This is a genomic window from Amphibacillus sp. MSJ-3 (genome assembly GCF_018919165.1).
Taxonomy (GTDB): domain Bacteria; phylum Bacillota; class Bacilli; order Bacillales; family Amphibacillaceae; genus Amphibacillus.
In genome coordinates, this window is record NZ_JAHLQM010000001.1 from 14,299 (window position 1) to 29,073 (window position 14,775).

The 14,775-nt window shown below is 35.8% G+C and carries 12 protein-coding genes, 1 other RNA gene and 1 other annotated feature; of the genes, 2 read left to right on the forward strand and 11 right to left on the reverse strand.

The genetic code is table 11. From position 1 onward, the window contains the following. The first annotated feature begins 43 nt into the window (after positions 1 to 43). Positions 44 to 697, forward strand: coding sequence for an RsfA family transcriptional regulator (locus tag KQI76_RS00065; protein WP_216398262.1), 654 nt, complete (start codon positions 44 to 46; stop codon positions 695 to 697). Between the two features lie 210 nt (positions 698 to 907). Here KQI76_RS00065 and ssrS read toward each other — a convergent pair. The 3 genes from ssrS to hisS all read right to left on the reverse strand — a co-directional run bounded on the left by ssrS (position 908) and on the right by hisS (position 4,234). Further along, a non-coding RNA gene (gene ssrS, locus KQI76_RS00070) (6S RNA) lies at positions 908 to 1,089 on the reverse strand. Positions 1,090 to 1,172: 83 nt separating this feature from the next. After that, positions 1,173 to 2,954, reverse strand: coding sequence for an aspartate--tRNA ligase (gene aspS / locus KQI76_RS00075; RefSeq protein WP_216398263.1), 1,782 nt, complete (start codon positions 2,952 to 2,954; stop codon positions 1,173 to 1,175). Between the two features lie 11 nt (positions 2,955 to 2,965). Further along, entirely contained in the window at positions 2,966 to 4,234 is a 1,269-nt protein-coding gene (gene hisS / locus KQI76_RS00080) for a histidine--tRNA ligase (RefSeq protein WP_216398264.1), read from the reverse strand. A gap of 120 nt (positions 4,235 to 4,354) precedes the next feature. Beyond that, positions 4,355 to 4,575: a binding site (T-box leader), on the reverse strand. 220 nt (positions 4,576 to 4,795) lie between these two features. Between hisS and KQI76_RS00085 the strand changes: the two genes are divergently transcribed. Further along, positions 4,796 to 5,902 carry an N-acetylmuramoyl-L-alanine amidase family protein gene (locus KQI76_RS00085; RefSeq protein ID WP_216398265.1) on the forward strand — a complete coding sequence of 369 codons (1,107 nt, stop codon included), beginning with the start codon at positions 4,796 to 4,798 and terminating at the stop codon, positions 5,900 to 5,902. A gap of 424 nt (positions 5,903 to 6,326) precedes the next feature. Here KQI76_RS00085 and phoU read toward each other — a convergent pair whose 3' ends face one another. From phoU to KQI76_RS00125, 8 genes are all read right to left on the reverse strand, one after another. Further along, positions 6,327 to 6,986, reverse strand: coding sequence for a phosphate signaling complex protein PhoU (phoU, locus tag KQI76_RS00090; protein ID WP_216398266.1), 660 nt, complete (start codon positions 6,984 to 6,986; stop codon positions 6,327 to 6,329). A gap of 18 nt (positions 6,987 to 7,004) precedes the next feature. Next, entirely contained in the window at positions 7,005 to 7,811 is an 807-nt protein-coding gene (pstB, locus tag KQI76_RS00095; protein WP_216398267.1) for a phosphate ABC transporter ATP-binding protein PstB, read from the reverse strand. 17 nt (positions 7,812 to 7,828) lie between these two features. Next, positions 7,829 to 8,677, reverse strand: a complete 849-nt coding sequence (gene pstA, locus KQI76_RS00100; RefSeq protein WP_371817627.1) for a phosphate ABC transporter permease PstA — start codon at positions 8,675 to 8,677, stop codon at positions 7,829 to 7,831. Between the two features lie 36 nt (positions 8,678 to 8,713). Beyond that, on the reverse strand, positions 8,714 to 9,604 hold the full coding sequence (gene pstC, locus KQI76_RS00105) for a phosphate ABC transporter permease subunit PstC (protein ID WP_253288738.1): 891 nt from the start codon (positions 9,602 to 9,604) through the stop codon (positions 8,714 to 8,716). A gap of 126 nt (positions 9,605 to 9,730) precedes the next feature. Next, positions 9,731 to 10,654, reverse strand: coding sequence for a PstS family phosphate ABC transporter substrate-binding protein (locus KQI76_RS00110; RefSeq protein ID WP_371817628.1), 924 nt, complete (start codon positions 10,652 to 10,654; stop codon positions 9,731 to 9,733). A gap of 181 nt (positions 10,655 to 10,835) precedes the next feature. Then, complete coding sequence (gene dtd, locus KQI76_RS00115) at positions 10,836 to 11,285, reverse strand: D-aminoacyl-tRNA deacylase (protein ID WP_216398270.1); 450 nt, start codon at positions 11,283 to 11,285, stop codon at positions 10,836 to 10,838. 238 nt (positions 11,286 to 11,523) lie between these two features. After that, complete coding sequence (locus KQI76_RS00120; RefSeq protein ID WP_216398271.1) at positions 11,524 to 13,713, reverse strand: RelA/SpoT family protein; 2,190 nt, start codon at positions 13,711 to 13,713, stop codon at positions 11,524 to 11,526. A 549-nt stretch (positions 13,714 to 14,262) separates the two neighbouring features. Further along, a complete protein-coding gene (locus KQI76_RS00125; RefSeq protein WP_216398272.1) occupies positions 14,263 to 14,775 on the reverse strand; it encodes an adenine phosphoribosyltransferase in 513 nt (170 codons plus the stop codon).

A 14,775-nucleotide genomic window follows, 5' to 3' on the forward strand; every position in this document is an offset into this window, starting at 1 on the left:
ATAAATAATAAAACAAGACTATTGAGATAAGGAGTGATAAAGTATGGCAAAAATTAGACAAGATGCTTGGTCACAAGAGGATGATTTATTACTGGCAGAAACAGTTCTAAGACATATTCGACAAGGGAGTACACAATTAAATGCATTCGAAGAGGTTGGTGATAAACTTAATCGTACCTCTGCAGCTTGTGGATTTAGATGGAATGCAGAAGTTCGCCAAAGTTATGAACAAGCTGTGACAATTGCTAAACGCCAGCGTAAGCAGAATAAACGGGAGCAATTAAAGCAACAGCAAAAGGATACAATATCTAAACGATATCAAGCACAAGAATCAATTCAACAAAAACCAGAAAATACTCAAATAACAAATCAGTATGACCAACAATCAATAGATTTAGATCAGGTTATTCACTTTTTAATAGGATTAAAACATCAAAATGATCAATCAAATCAACAGATTGCTAATTATAACAAGCTAGATAGCGAGAACCAACAACTATTAAAAGAAAATGCCCGATTAAATAAACAAATCAAATCACTGGAAAAACAAGTAGAAGTCATTCAAGAAGATTACCAAGCTTTCCTGCAAATTATGGAACGGGCTAGGAAGATGGTTGTTTTTGAAGATGAAGATGAAAAAAAGCTACCGACCTTTGTGATGGATAAAAACGGTAACCTTGAGCAAGTCGCTCGATAAAGTGAAATTCACATCATTAAGATTCTAACCCAGCTGACTGTGCTTGTGATTTGAACTTGGAGTATAGTAGAGCTCAAAGGTGGTTAAGCCAGGATTAAAAGTTAATATATTATTAATCTTGGCAAAGTATTCAGAATTTTAATTAGGAACTTAACAGACTAAAAAACTCATTTCACAATTGGAATGAGTTTTTTATTTTGATAAATATATATCAATCCCGATCGTGCCGTCTCCAGAAAAAGTTTTGAACCCGCTCTTAGCAGGTGGGTGTCTTATTCCTTACTTTTTACTTCCTATAAAATTAGGCATGTAATCCATAAGAAAACGGCAGACTCCCAAATTTAAAATGTTCGGTCAAAACATAATAAATTCAACGGACACATCAGGATCGATTGATAAATTCATGATTAACTTATGAACTTATACTAGCATATGTTTTTTTAATAATCAAGCTTTTGATCATTGGTTTGCTCAATTATGAGTCTTTATTTTTTGTCTCTTTTAACATTAAGTGTAAGTCATCTAATTGTACCTGACTGACTTCACTAGGTGCTTGTGTTAAAGGATCAGAAGCAGAAGCGGTTTTAGGGAATAAAATTGTATCTCGTAAATTTTTCTTCCCTGCTAGTAGCATCACTAATCGATCGAAGCCTAAAGCAATTCCCCCATGTGGCGGTGTTCCATATTCAAGAGCTTGCAATAAAAAGCCGAATTGCTGATTTGCCTCTTCTTTAGAAAATCCTAAAACAGAAAACATTTTTTCTTGAAGCTCTTTTTGATAAATACGTAATGACCCACCACCTAATTCAAAACCATTTAATACGAGATCATATGCTGAAGCTTTCACCTCTTCAGGTTTAACCTCTAGCTTATCTATATCAGTATCCACTGGTAGGGTAAAAGGATGATGTGCGGCTACATAGCGTTCTGCATCATTATCATATTCTAATAATGGCCAATCTGTCACCCAAAGGAAATTAAATTGTTGTTCATCGATTAGATCAAGATCACGCGCTAACTTTTGTCGTAACGCTCCAAGACTATCGTAAACAACCTGCTTTTGATCAGCAACAAACAATAGGAGATCCCCATCACTTACATTCATTCTTTCCATCAAATGCGTTTGTTCATCTTCACTAAAGAACTTAGCAATCGGCCCTTTAAAATGATTATCTTCAATCTTAATCCACGCTAATCCTTTAGCGCCATAAACTTTAACGAAATCAGTTAGTTTATCTAGCTCTTTCCTAGAAAATGCCTTAGCTTGTCCTTCAACGTTTATTGCACATACTTTACCTTCGTTACTCACTGTACTTGCAAAGACTTTAAAATTAGAATCCTTCACCTGATCCGATAGATCAACCAATTCCAAACCAAAACGGGTATCTGGTTTATCAGATCCATAACGTGCCATGGCTTCATCATAAGTTATTCTTTGAAGGGGTAAAGTCAATTCAAGCCCTTTTATTTCTTTCATAACAGTTTGCATCATTCTTTCAGTCAACGCCATAATTTGATCACTTGTCATAAATGAAGTCTCTATATCAATTTGGGTAAATTCTGGTTGCCGATCAGCTCGTAAGTCTTCATCTCGAAAACATCGAGCAAATTGATAATAACGCTCAAAACCCGCAACCATAATTAATTGTTTAAATAGCTGTGGTGATTGTGGTAAAGCGTAAAAGTGACCTTGATGCACACGGCTTGGTACTAAATAATCCCGTGCCCCTTCCGGTGTGCTTTTAGTTAACATAGGTGTCTCCATCTCTATATAACTCTCATCATTTAAAAACTGACGAATCACTTGGGCCGTCTGATGACGAAGCTTAATTGTATTTTGCATAGATTCACGACGTAAATCAATATAACGATACTTTAGTCTCGTATCTTCTGCAATTTCTTTATCTTCAAAGACATTAATTGGTGGTGTTTTTGCTTCGTTCAAAATTGAAATTCTATTTGCTGTCACTTCTATTTCGCCAGTTTTCATTTTATTATTGACCGTACTAGGATCACGCTCAACGACGGTTCCTTCAATATGCAAAACATATTCATTTCGGACAGTCTCAGCAATTGCGAGTGCTTCTTCAGACAGCGTTGGATTAAAGACAACCTGAACAATCCCTGTTCGATCCCTCAAATCAATAAAAATCAACCCGCCTAAATCTCGACGTTTCTGAACCCAACCTTTTAAAGTGACCCGTTGGCCAACATTTGTCTTTGTTAATTCACCTGCTAAATGACGTGTTTCAATCATGATTATCCCTCCTATAGACGTTCTTTCAGATAATTTACTATTGAATCAAATGATACGGTTTCCTGTGTCCCATTTGCCATATCTTTGACAAGAACAGCTTCTTCTTCCAACTCTTGATCACCCATAATGAGAACAAATTTTGCCTTCTCCCGATCAGCTGTTTTAAGCTGTGCTTTCATTTTTTTAGCTAAAAAATCTTTATCGACTTGCAAGCCCGCTAGACGCAAAGTCTTCATTAATCCACTTGCTTTCAATTCAGCTTCTTCACCAAGTGCAATAAGGTAACAATCTAACGCTTGTTCGACAGGTAAAACAATCCTTTCAGCATCTAAGGCTAACAACAACCGTTCAACACTTAAGGCAAAACCAATTCCAGGTGTGTTAGGTCCATCTAAATCTTCGACTAAACCATTATAACGTCCTCCGCCAGATAGTGTCGTAATTGCACCAAAGCCCTCTGCTTCGCTCATAATTTCAAATGCAGTGTGGTTGTAATAATCTAAACCACGAACAAGGGTTGGATCAATAACATATTCAATTCCAAGCTCATCTAAATATTTTTTTACTTGTTCGAAATAGTGACGTGAATCTTCCGTTAAGTAATCAAGAATTTTTGGTGCTGATGCCATCGCTTCATGATCACAATCCTTTTTACAATCAAGCACACGTAACGGATTTTTCTCAAGACGAACTTGGCAATCTGAACATAGTTCATCTTTGATTGGAGTAAAATGATTAATTAACGCATTACGGTGAGCCATACGACTTTCTTGATCACCTAAGGTATTCAAAACAAGACGCAAGGATTTCAAACCCAAGCTTTGATAAAATGTCATCGCCAAGTCAATCACTTCAGCATCAATAGCTGGGTCAGCACTGCCTAATGCCTCAATCCCAAACTGTATAAACTGACGCATTCTTCCTGCTTGCGGGCGTTCATAACGAAACATAGGTCCATAGTAAAATAACTTTTGTGGTTGCTTAACTTGGCCATATAATTTATGTTGAACATAAGCTCTCGCAACAGATGCTGTGCCCTCAGGCCGTAACGTTAATTGACGATTTCCACGATCAGTAAAGGTATACATTTCCTTTTGAACAATATCCGTCGTATCACCGACTCCACGTTGAAAAACCTCAGTATGCTCGAAAATCGGTGTTCGAATCTCCTTGTAATTATAACGGGTGCAAAGTTCAATAAATCTTCGTTCAAGATACTGCCATTTTTCTGACTCGCCAGGTAAAATATCCTGTGTTCCTCTCGGTAAATTAATCATCACAATTTCCTCCATTATCACCAATTTAGTATTTATTTAATGCGGATTAGCTGACCTTAAAAACCTCACTAAGTAAAGGTTCATTTTATAAAAAAATTGACAACAAAAAATACGCTTCCCAGAATAAGGGACGAGCGTATACCCGTGTTGCCACCCTAGTTGAATTAAACAATATTTAATCCCACTTGAACAATTAACGCTTGTACACGGCTTTGCTTACTATTGTTCAACAAAGCATCTCCAGATCGTCTTTCATTAAAGGGCTTGATTGGAATCTTCTCAGCTAATAGATCCCTTCTCTTTTATCCGCCTTATTTAACTACTTTTTCCTTCTCAAATTTTAATTTAGTTAAATTGTTTGAATTGTTTATAATATTACTGTTTACCTTTCCCAATGTCAAGCTGTTTTAAAGTACATGTTCAAAAGATATTTAAAAAAATTATTTTTTGACTTTTCCTAGGCAAATTGCTTATGATACAAGTAGTTTATATTATGAGATCTTGAAAGGAGATTAGGTCGCTTCTATTATTATTTAGATAATCAACTGCGACCTTTACAAAGTTATGAAAATAAACCAACAATTTATATTATTCTCACTTGCTGTTATCCTCTTTTTTGGATTTATGCATCATAATGTATTTGCGCAGACAGTCACTATTGAAGCCGATGACCTTTTAGTACGAAAAGGCCCAGCTACGACATATGAGCCGATTGGTCATGTTAACCAAGATGAAAGTTATCCACTGCTCGATGAAACTGATGATTGGATCGCCATTGATTACGATGGACAAACAGGTTGGGTCAGTAGACAATATGTATCGATTATTGATCAAGAAACGGTAACTAACAAAAATCTATTAGATAATGAAAGTAGCTCTATTGATACATCAACTGGAGACCTCTCAAATATAGATACTTTTAAGCTTCCTGTTGACCGGGTACACCTACGTTCAGAAGCCACTACTCAGTCCGAGATTCTAGCTGTCTTAAGCCAAGGCCAAAAGGTGACAATTGTCGAAAAGACAAATGATGATTGGATTAAAGTGAATTGGCAGGATAAAAGTGGCTTTATTCCATCCTGGCTTATCGATTATAAGTCTAATAAAGTGAACAAATTAAATTCATCGCTAAAGGATAAAGTAATCGTCATTGACCCTGGACATGGTGGAGATGATGTCGGTACCATTAGTATTACAGATAATTATGAAAAGAAATATACACTGTACACTTCACAAATATTAAAGAATCAATTAGAACTTCTTGGCGCAAAGGTCTATTTTACTAGAGAAGATGACTTTTATTATGCACTGACTCCCAGACCACTGTTAGCCAATTATTTAGCTGCTGATGTCTTTTTAAGTATACATTATAATAGTGAACCACAACATCCATCTGCTAGCGGAATAAACACTTACCATTTAAAAGATGCGGATCAAGACTTAGCTAGCTATGTTCATCAAGGATTAATTGATAACACAGGGGCAAATGACCGCGGTATAGCGACAGGAGACTATCTTGTTTTACGCCTTTCAAAACGCCCGGGTTTATTATTAGAACTAGGCTTTTTATCAAATGATCATGAGGAAAAAGAAATTCAATCACCTGATTATCAACTTAAAATTAGTGAAGGAATTGTTGAAGGATTAGAAAATTACTTTTCTAATCACTAACTTTTTAAATAACGGAGCATTATCGACCTTTATGTAATGCCATTCTTTTTTTATCACAAGTTTAACTGACTAGTTGACCCTCCTTTAAGCATACAAGATAAAGCATCGGATGATAAGTTGGGATCACAGTCAAATAATAGCCCGAATCATTTATCATACATTCATTGAGGGATGGGGAAAACACCCACTTAGTAAAAGTTCACTTTATTAAGCTTTGTCGCAGTGCAACTATCAGTAAGACTCCCACTTCAAGCATTCAAAGGAATCTAAGAATTGTAAGCGGAAGATCAACTGAAAGTATGGGCCCGATTGGTTCAAGGGCCTTTTGGTCATACCTTTGTGGTAAAAAAATAGATGTTGAAGGCTGTGATTGATCAACATCTATTCTTACAATTTCCGCTATAAAATTAGATTGCCTATTTCACTATTCATTTAAATCACGGTTTTCCCCTTTTACTAAATACAGTATGCTCTCTGCAATATTTGTCAAATGGTCTCCAAAGCGTTCAATATATCGAGCAACATAAGCCACTTGCATAATGAGTTGAATCTTTTGAGGATTCGTCGCTGACATAGTAAGTTGACGTGCAAGGACTTGACCAAAAATGCGATCAATCGAATCATCAAGTTCCGATAATTTCTTCGCTAATTTATAATCCTCATCACGATAACTCTTAATAGCTAAATCAACCATTTCATAAGCAACATCACACATATCCTTTAAAGAAGAATCAATTTCTAATTGATGGTCTTCACCCAGGTGAATGGTTGAACGTGCAATATTCTTTGCATTATCCGCCATTCTTTCAATATCCGTTGAAATTCTAATAGCTACGATTAACTTTCTTAAATCAGTTGCGACAGGCTGTTGTTTAGCAATCAGTAGGATAGCAGCTTCATTGATTGCTAAATCAAGTTCATCAATTTTCTCATCTTCCTTCATCACTTGCTCTGCCAATTCAACATCCCTCTCATAAAGGGATTTAACAGCGTGCTCAAGCTGTGAGCGTGAGGACTCAGCCATTTTTACCAATTCATTTTTTAAAGCCTGAAGTTCAAGATCAAACTGTTTACGTATTGACATCTAAAAATTCTCCCCTCTTTAGCCAAATCGGCCGGTAATGTAATCTTCTGTGCGTTGATCTGCTGGTGTAGAAAATAAGCTATCTGTATCACTATATTCAATTAATTCTCCATTCAACATAAATGCTGTGCGGTCAGAAATTCGAGCGGCTTGTTGCATATTATGTGTGACAATGACAATTGAGTAGTCTGCTTTTAATTCCTGAATTAATTGCTCGACTTTTAATGTTGATTTCGGATCCAGTGCTGACGTGGGTTCATCCATTAAAATAACATCTGGCTCAATCGCTAAAGCTCTCGCAATACACAAACGTTGTTGTTGCCCACCTGAGAGACCATAAGCACTCTCTTTCAAACGATCTTTAACCTCATCCCATATTGCCGCTCCCCGTAAACTCTTTTCAACAATCTGATCAAGAATTTCTTTGTTTTTTATTCCATGAATACGTGGTCCATAGGCAATATTATCGTAAATAGATTTAGGGAATGGATTTGGTTTCTGAAAAACCATTCCAACTTTTGTTCTTAGTTCCTCTACTCGAAAGTTTTTATCAAAGATATTTCGATTACGATATTCAATCCTTCCTGATGTATGAACACCTTGAACAAGCTCTACCATTCGATTTAATGTTTTCAAAAAAGTTGATTTACCACAACCTGAAGGTCCAATAATCGCTGTAACCTCTCGTTCATAAATTGGTAGATTAATGTTTTTTAAAGCATGGGTTTCACCATACCATAAATTTAAATCCTGTGTTGTAAAAACCAGTTGTCTATCTATAGCCTCTTTTTCTTTATCTAAACCTGTAAGTATTTTAAAATCCATATTTTACTCTCCCTTAATTAATATCTTCGTTGGAATTTATTTCTGATTACGATGGCAACAGAGTTTAACGCAAATAACATGACAAGAAGCACAATAATTGTTGCAGCAGCAAGATTCGCATACTCACTCACTAAGGATGAATCTAATGTCCAATAATATATTTGCATAGGCAAAACAGTAAATCGATCAAATAAGCTGCTTGGAAATGGAATTAATAATGCAGGAATCCCAAGTACAACGAGTGGAGCCGTTTCACCGATTGCACGGGATAAAGCAAGGATTGACCCAGTCAAAATTCCTGGAATCGCCGCTGGTAAGATAATATTTTTTACCGTCTGCCATTTTGTTGAACCAAGTCCGTAAGAACCTTCACTTAAATCATTTGGAACAGCACGAATAGCTTCTTGACTCGAAACAATCACAATTGGAAGAACCAACAAAGACATCGTTAATCCACCTGCTAAGACAACATTACCAAAGCTAAGGGTCTTTACAAATATAGTCATACCTAAAATACCATAAACAATAGATGGAACCCCAGATAGATTTGAAATATTTGTTTCAATAATTGATTGTAGTTTTCCTTTTTTAGCGTAAAGTTCATTATAAATCGCAGTACCTACCCCTAAAACCATTGTAATTGGAATAACAACGGCCATTAACCACAGTGTGCCAAGTATTGCTCCCATAATTCCAGCACGATCTGGCTCTGTCGATAATCGATTAGTTAGAAAATCAACATTTAAATAACCTATTCCGTCAGCTAATACACGGTATATTAAAACAGCTAAGACGAATACACCAAATAGTGTTGCAATAAAGAACAGTATTTTTAATAAGTAATTTAATAATATTCTTTTTTTCATTCTTTTATAAACTAATTCATGTTCAATATACTTCAATTAGTATTCCTCCCTAAACCGACGAGAAACGTAACGTGCTAAAATATTCATACATAAAGTGAAAATAAATAAGGTCATCGCCACAGCGTATAGACTATAGTATAGTGTTGATCCAGCCGGAGCATCACCACTAGCCACCTCAACAACATATGCAGTCATTGTCTGCATAGATTGAGTTAAATCAAATGTGAAATTCTTTGAACTTCCACTCGCAATAGCGACTATCATCGTTTCTCCTACAGCACGTGAAATACCTAATACAAATGAGGCAACAATCCCAGAAAAAGCAGCTGGGATAACAACTTTAAATGTCACTTCAAGCTTTGTTGCCCCCAAGCCTAATGCCCCTTCACGTATCGCATTAGGCACGGAGCTCATTGCGTCCTCAGAGAGCGATGCAATCATCGGAATAATCATCACACCCATAACTAAACCAGGGCTTAATATATTGGTTGCTCCTAGCTCTGGAATAAATTCTCTTAATAATGGTGTAACAAAAGTGAAGGCAAAAAAACCATAAACAATTGTTGGAATGCCTGCAAGCAATTCTAAGATTGGCTTCATCACTCGTCGGACTTGATCACTAGCATATTCACTCAAAAATATAGCCGTCATCATTCCGATCGGCCCAGCAACAAGCATTGCAATTACTGATGAAATAATCGTTCCATTGATTAACGGTAATACACCGAACTCAGGATTTTGACTTAGTGGTTTTAATGTTTTCCCAGTAAAAAATTGAACTACTGAAATGCGTTGAAAAAAATCTACGGTTTCAGTGATTAAAACAAATACTATTCCAATTGTCGTTAGGATTGATAAGAGTGCAATTACAAATAGAATCTTAGGCATTGCTTTTTCAATATAGATCATTAAACGATTTGAATTCATATTTGCACTTATTAAATTTCTTGTTTGCACGATTTCCTTCTCTTTATTTATATTATATGACCTCATGAATTACCCACCTTTTCCTATAAAGAAAAGAGCTTTGAGCCCCTCTCATCTTGAACACAATTATAAACCCTTTAAGAACTCAACTTCTGCTTCAATTTCTTCATCAGGTAAGGGAGCAAATCCTCTAGCACCAGCAAAAGTATTGACGTGTTCCATTAAAAAAATTGAAAAATCGAGCACTTCCGGTTTAGTTCTTGCCGAATCTAAATTAAGATATGTGAAGACAGGTCTAGTGAATTCGGCATAATCACCGTCTTCAGAAATCGTCTCAAAGCTTGGTTCTATAGGACCATCACCAAAATCAATATGAATAGCTGTAATTTTCTCTTGATTATTTATATAGTAGCCAAAACCAAAAAAACCAATTGCATTTTTATCTTCACTTATAAGCGTAAGCAAGGTTGAATAATCTTGCTGTAAATTAACGTCTTCTTTTAAATCCGCTTCTTCTAATATACTTTCATAAAAAAATTCATAAGTCCCATGGTTCTCATTAGGTCCATACGTATTAATTCTTTCTTTTGGCCAGTCTGAATTGATGTCTGACCAGTAATTAATCTCACTATCAGCCCTAAATATATTTGCAACTTCCTGATTGGTTAATTCTGTCGCCCAATCATTATCAGGATGGATAACAAAGGTCAATCCATCAAGTGCAACTTTTAATTCCTTAATATCAACTTCTGATTCAAAAGCTGTTCTAAGTTCATCTTTATTAATCTCCCGGGAAGCATTGTTAAAATCCGTCCCATTTGGAACAATAAATTTTTGAAAACCAGCACTCGTTCCTGATCGAGAGACCTCAACTGATACACCTTGTTGCGCAACGGACATATATTCTTCAGCAACCCTCGCCATCAGTGGATAAACAGTTCCTGATCCATCAATGGCAACTCGACCAGATAAAGCATTCGGATCATCATTCCTCCCGCTACATGCAACTATGAATATTAAAAGTAAAAAGAACATTAAAAATCCCATCATTCTTCGTTTCAATAACTTCAACCCCTGAGTTGTTATAAAATACTAATTGCCTTTATCTCTTTAAGTTCATCATAACGAATGAATTTGAAGCTAACGTTAAGCATTTGTAAACTGTATGTTAATTTTTCAATAAAAAAATAGATACTATTAAAAGTATCTATCTTAACTGAACTAATATTCATTATTTTCTTTGATCACTATCTAGAATAATCGTTACAGGCCCATTATTCACTAAGGAAACATCCATCAAAGCTCCAAATTCGCCTGTTTCAACCTTTACGTCAAATGAGTGTAATTGGGTATTAAAATATTGATAAAGTTCATTTGCTTGATCCGGCTTAGCTGCATTCATAAAGTTTGGTCGCCGTCCCTTTCGTGTGTCACTATATAAAGTGAATTGGGAAATAGATAGAATTGCCCCGCCTATATCCAATAAAGATAAATTCATCTTCCCCTTATCATCTTCAAAAATTCTTAACTGACAAATTTTTTTAGCTAAATAGTCTGCATCCTCTTCAGAATCGTTATGAGTAACACCTAGTAAAACTACTAAACCTTGGTTGATTTGACCAATTGTTTGATTTGAAACACTCACACTTGCTTTACTGACTCTTTGAATAATCGCTCGCATACAATAGCTCCTTTAACTTTCTCCCAACCCAGCTGTCCAATCATCCTTACGCATGACAAGACAAGATTTAGAATAATAAAGTGATTCCTCGCTTAGTAAAGAGCTAATAGTTAGTTAATCAAAGACAAAAATGCTTATTCCTGTCTTGTAAAAACTCACAGCCTTATTGGCCCATTACTAAAACTTATGTTATCACCGACGTCGGCAAATTTTATATCTGTTTTCAAAAAAATTAAATTTACTGTACAACACGTTCAACAGTGTAAACATCTTTAATTTGTTTTAATTGTTCAACGGTTTTTCTCAAGTGACTAACATCACTTATTAATATAGTTAAATGAATAAGTGCTATTTTATTACGGTCAGTTTTACCATTTACACCGATAATATTTGTACCTAATTCATTGATTGACTGTAAGATATCATTTAATAAACCACGACGATCATATCCTGAAATCTCTAAATCAACATGATATTGTTTTGTATCTGTTTCATCACATTCCCATCTGACATCAAGCATGCGATCTTTTATCCCTTCCGCATCCATGTTCGGACAGTTTTTACGATGGACTGACACACCACGCCCCTTCGTAATATAACCAACAATTTCATCCCCGGGTACAGGATTACAACATTTCGCCAATCTAACCAGTAAATTATCAACGCCTTCTACTTTAACACCAGAATCTCTTCGACGTTGTTTTCTACCAGTCGGTTTTTTTTGTACTTTATCTAGTGTCGTTTCTAGATCTTTCTTTTGTTCGCGCATTTTATCCGTTAAGCGCATCGTGATTTGTGATGCAGTGATTCCCTGATAACCAACTGCAGCATACATGTCTTCAATGCTTATAAAATTAAAGCGATCTGCTACACGTTGAAGATTATCTTCAGTAAGAACTTCTTTCGGATCGTATTCCGTATTCCTAACCTCTTTATCAATCAATTCTTTACCTTTGATAACATTTTCTTCACGCTGTTGTTTTTTGAAAAATTGCTTAATTTTATTTTTAGCTTGGGAGGTTTGTGCCATATTTTTCCAATCCCGTGATGGCCCATATGAATGTTTTGAAGTTAAAATTTCAACAATATCACCATTCTTTAATTGAAAATCTAACGGTTCCATTTTTCCGTTAACGCGCGTCCCAATTGTTTGGTTCCCCACTTCCGTATGAATCTTATAGGCAAAATCAATTGGAATAGATCCTTTAGGTAATTCAATTACATCTCCTTTAGGAGTAAATACATAGACCATATCGGCGAATAATTCGACCTTGAGAGATTCCATAAATTCTTCAGCATCATTTGTTTCACTTTGTGATTCGAGAATTTCCCTAAACCAAGCTAGTTTCATCTCCGAACTATCCTTACCTGGTTGAACCTTTTTTCCTTCTTTATATGCCCAGTGAGCTGCAATACCATACTCAGCTATTTTATGCATCTCTTTAGTCCTAATCTGCACTTCCAGCGGAGCACCCTTTGGCCCAATAACAGTCGTATGCAGAGATTGATATAGATTAGGCTTAGGCATAGCAATATAATCTTTAAAACGGCCAGGCATTGGTTTCCAACACGTATGAATAATACCTAATACTGCATAACAATCTTTAATACTATCAACAATTATTCTTACTGCTAATAAATCATAAATTTCATCAAATTGTTTATTTTGCAAAATCATTTTACGATAAATACTATAGATATGTTTTGGTCGTCCAGAAAATTCAGCCTCGATTTGGACACCTTCTAATTGTTGTTGAACTTCCTTCATTACTTCTTCAATATAATCTTCACGTTCTTCACGTTTTTGTTTCATTAAATTAACAATTCGATAAAATTGTTGAGGATTTAAATATCTTAAGGATACATCTTCTAACTCCCATTTAATTGCTGAAATACCTAAACGATGAGCCAATGGAGCAAAAATTTCTAATGTCTCATTAGCAATTCGTCGTTGTTTCTCAGATGGAAGGAACTTCAATGTTCGCATATTATGCATTCGATCCGCCAATTTTATAAGAATCACTCGAATATCTTTAGACATAGCAATGAACATTTTTCGATGGTTCTCAGCTTGTTGCGCTTCTTGTGATTTATATTGAATTTTCCCTAGCTTTGTTACCCCATCAACAAGCATGGCGATTTCTCCACCAAATTCCTCTTCAATATCTTCCAAAGTCACGCTTGTATCTTCCACTACATCGTGTAAAAAGCCCCCTGCGATTGTTTCCGCATCCAACCCTAAATTGGCTAGTATGCCTGCCACTTGAACAGGGTGAATAATGTAAGGTTCACCTGACCGTCTGAATTGATTCTTATGTGCATCATAAGCATAATCGTAGGCACGACGAATTAACTCGATATCTTTGTCTGAAAGATACGAAGCCCGCTCTATAACATCTTCCACTGTCAAAACTTTTTCTTTCGACATTTATGATCACCCTAATTCTTCATTTATAAGTATTCGTTCAAGTACCACACATAAAGATAATAATTTAGTAGTTCCCAAAAAAGTAACCTGGAATTCTGAACATCCGTTTAACCCTCATATGAATCTGCTTCTCTCTTGTTTATAGGTTAAATTATTAGTTCTTTATATTCTATAACATATTAGAAATTAATTTCAACAAAATTCGCAAAAAAGATTAGCTATCACTTTATTTTACCGCAGTGCAACTGTCAGTAAGACTCTCACTTCAAGAATTCGAGAGAGAATAATAATTGTAGGTGAGAGATCAACTGACAGTAACGGCCCGATTGGTTCAAGGGCCTTTAGGTCATACCCTTGTGGTACTAACAATCAGTGGGGATAGGAGGCCTCGGAATAAACTCATCAGATCCTATGGTAAGGTCTATATGACCTGGGTTTTGTATGTCCCCCCCCACTGATTGAGGTTTCACTTTATTTTTATAATCAGATCAAGTGATTTTATAATATAACGAAAGCGCACCTGGTAGAGGTACGCTGACTTCAATCTAATTAATATTCCATTAACGTTAAGACATCATAGTCCGTTAACTTATCTCGTCCATTCAAGTAAGTTAATTCTATGAGAAAAGCACAACCAACCACAATACCACCGAGTTCTTCAACAAGCTTCACAGTCGCTTCGATTGTACCACCAGTTGCTAGCAAATCATCGGTAATTAAAACTCGTTGACCCGGTTTAATCGCATCTTTATGGATGGTTAGGACATCCTTTCCATACTCTAATCCATAATCAACCTTAATGACCTCACGTGGCAACTTACCTTCTTTACGAACAGGTGCAAATCCTATTTCTAGCGCATAGGAAACAGGGCAACCAACGATAAAACCACGAGCCTCTGGTCCAACAACGATATCAACTTTTTTATCTCTTGCATACTGAACAATCTCATCAACCGCTGACTTGTATGCCTTGCCGTTATCCATTAATGTAGTAATATCTATAAATTGGATACCTTCTTTGGGCCAGTCTTCTACCTCTGTAATATATTGTTTATAATCCAT